3 protein-coding genes and 1 pseudogene are annotated in these 2,483 nt (G+C 62.4%); 2 read left to right on the plus strand and 2 right to left on the minus strand.

Annotation, left to right across the window (positions count from 1 at the left end):
• The coding region (locus ACRDUX_RS39420) for an FAD-dependent oxidoreductase (protein WP_526422754.1) at window positions 1-844 on the minus strand (844 nt) is incomplete at its 3' end.
• Window positions 845-941: 97 nt separating this feature from the next.
• On the opposite strand from ACRDUX_RS39420, the gene ACRDUX_RS39425 reads away from it, so the two are divergent.
• A complete protein-coding gene (locus ACRDUX_RS39425) occupies window positions 942-1,595 on the plus strand; it encodes a TetR/AcrR family transcriptional regulator (RefSeq protein WP_526422756.1) in 654 nt (217 codons plus the stop codon).
• Between the two features lie 272 nt (window positions 1,596-1,867).
• On the opposite strand, the gene ACRDUX_RS39430 is transcribed toward ACRDUX_RS39425, so the two are convergent.
• A complete protein-coding gene (locus ACRDUX_RS39430; protein WP_526422758.1) occupies window positions 1,868-2,074 on the minus strand; it encodes an acetamidase/formamidase family protein in 207 nt (68 codons plus the stop codon).
• A gap of 224 nt (window positions 2,075-2,298) precedes the next feature.
• Here ACRDUX_RS39430 and ACRDUX_RS39435 point away from each other — a divergent pair.
• Window positions 2,299-2,483, plus strand: a pseudogene (locus tag ACRDUX_RS39435) (zinc-binding alcohol dehydrogenase family protein); the annotation flags it as partial.

The raw sequence follows: 2,483 nt of genomic DNA on the forward strand, positions 1-2,483 counted from the left end.
GCTGCAGGAAGTCCAAGGCATGCCCTACCGCGGCATCGTCCATGCCGCAGAACGCGGCTCGCAGACGGTCGATGGGGGATCCGGTGAATTGCTGTTGGATATCTTTGGTGCGGTAGGTCAGCAACACGGTGGGGGCCCGATCGGCAAACCCGAACACCCATATCGCGCGTTTGGCGTGTGCGATGACGACGCTATCCGCTGGGCCGAAGGACGGTACCTGGTCTGGGAGTTGGAAGGCGCAGATCATGGCCTCCCAGTTGGTCAGATATTCCTCGTGCGGGCCAAACACGATGCGGCGCACGCTCGATCGCATGCCGTCAGCGCCGACTACCAGGTCGAAATCCTCGTAGTACGGGTCTGCGGTTTCTGCGTTCGTGAGTTGGACGCGCGCATGGTCGGCGTAGTTGGTGATGTCGGTGGGCGTGGTGGCAAACCGCACCTCGATTCCCGCGCTGCTGACGCTCTGCCAAAGTGCTGCTTCGATGTCGCCGCGAAGGACTGCTTTCGGACCTCCCGGCTGGTCCAAGAATCCCAAACTTCGGTGGCGCCTTCCGCGGCGGTTCACCGACCATGTGGCCGCGTCTCCGACGGGGTTGCGGGTGTGGAGATGATCGGCGATACCCAGGTCGGTGGCTGCTTGCCGGCCTTCGGGGAACAGGGCGATGAAGTAGCCGCCGGTGCGGCGTTCGGGGCTGCGCTCGACGATGATCGGTGTCCACCCGGCCCGGTGCAGGCCGATTGCCGTCGACATGCCGGCGATGCCGAGCCCAACCACCAATGCTCTTCTGCCGTTTGTCGTTTGCACTGTTTTCTCTCCTGCCACGCGAATGGAAATGACGGCCACTGGTTCGGTACCGGGCGGTTACAGCGCGTGGCATCGACTCCTTAACTAAGTTAATGGCACCTGGCCAGCATGCTTTAACTTTGTTAAACTGTCAACCATGACGAAGGGCATTACCCGGGAACGAATCGTGGCGACCGCTCTCGAGATGCTCGACGAACACGGCATGGATGCCCTGACCGTGCGCGCGCTGGCGACCGCGCTCGATGTCCGCGCACCGGCCCTGTACTGGCACGTGCGCAACAAGCAAGCGCTGTTGGACGAGATGGCCACCGAGGTCATGCGCCGAGTCGGAATCGCCTTGTCGACGATTGGCTCCGGCAGCGACTGGCGTGACGACCTCTCCGCCTACGCGCGCGTCTTACGCGCGGAATACCTGAAACACCGAGATGGAGCCCGAATCTTCAGCGGCACGCGGCTTTCCGATCCGAATGTCCTGCAGACGAAGGAAGTCTGGTTTGTCCGTTGGACGGCGGCCGGGATGGCACTCGTAGACGCAGATGACGCCCTCGATCTGGCGACCGCGTTCGTGGTCGGGTTCGTCATCGAAGAACAAGAGCGACGACAGTCCGCCGAGGCCGACCCGACGCGGTACTCACTTGCCGAGCGTGATGCTTGGCTGGGTGAGGGGTCTTCGCTGGTTAGGGATGCTGGTCACGCCCGCGACGACGGTGATAAGCGTTTCGAACGTCAACTCGGCATCGTCCTCGACGGAATCGCAGCTCGAATGAATGAAGCAGTACCTGGAAGTTGATCTGCGGACTTCAGTGCGGGTCGGTACGACCTGTCGCGCAGTGTGTCGTTTCCGGCACGAATCGCCGGCTGGCCTGCTCCGAGCGCAGGGTGAACGCTTGGTTGTTCGGACGGGCCTTCGCCAAGTTGCCTGGACGCGGGTTGAGGCGTCCCGTCATTCCGAAGTATTGTCGAAAGATGTTGTGTCGCAACGCAATACTGGCGTGCCTGCCACTACAAATAACACTCCTGCCAGCGTGATGTATAGGTAGGCGCCGGCGGCCGTACCGGCGGTCAGGTGTTTGACGCCACCCGGTGTTCGGCGGACCTGCTGCGCTCGAACAACTCTCGCGACGGTGCTACCCCCATCACCCCCATGAAGGGGGCCTGCGGCAACCGGACGCCGGGAAGGTCCGCTGAGGTGGCGAATCCGTCGGCGATCTCCCAGCGCACGATGTGCGGTTCGGTGAATTCGTCACGTAGGAAACCGAATCCGGGAATGTTGAGGGCGGCGCCGAATTCGCTGGTTTCAACCGACTACACATCGACCGCCAGAACGTCAGCGGGTTCGGTGCCCTCGACGTCCACGGGGCCACGTACCGCCCGTCAAAGAATAAAGCGCCGGGTCGCGATCCGTCCCGGGTGATGCCGTTGATAGTGTTTGACTCCTTAACGTTGTTAAGGCATCCTTGGCTCAATCGTTTAACTTAGTTAAGGAGAAGCTGATGCGTGCTGCAGTCGTCACCGCCCCCGATGCGTCACCCGTCTGCGGCGACTTCCCCGAGCCCACGGCCCCGCCGGGCCATGAGCCATTGCACCTCGTCGCAGCCGGCCTGCACAACGTCGTTCGCGGGCTGGCCACCGGGCGGCACTACTGCTCCGGCCAAATGACGTATCCGTTGGTTCCAGG

Origin of the sequence: Mycobacterium sp. (genome assembly GCF_050701675.1) — a bacterium.
In the GTDB taxonomy this organism is placed as follows: Bacteria; Actinomycetota; Actinomycetes; order Mycobacteriales; family Mycobacteriaceae; genus Mycobacterium.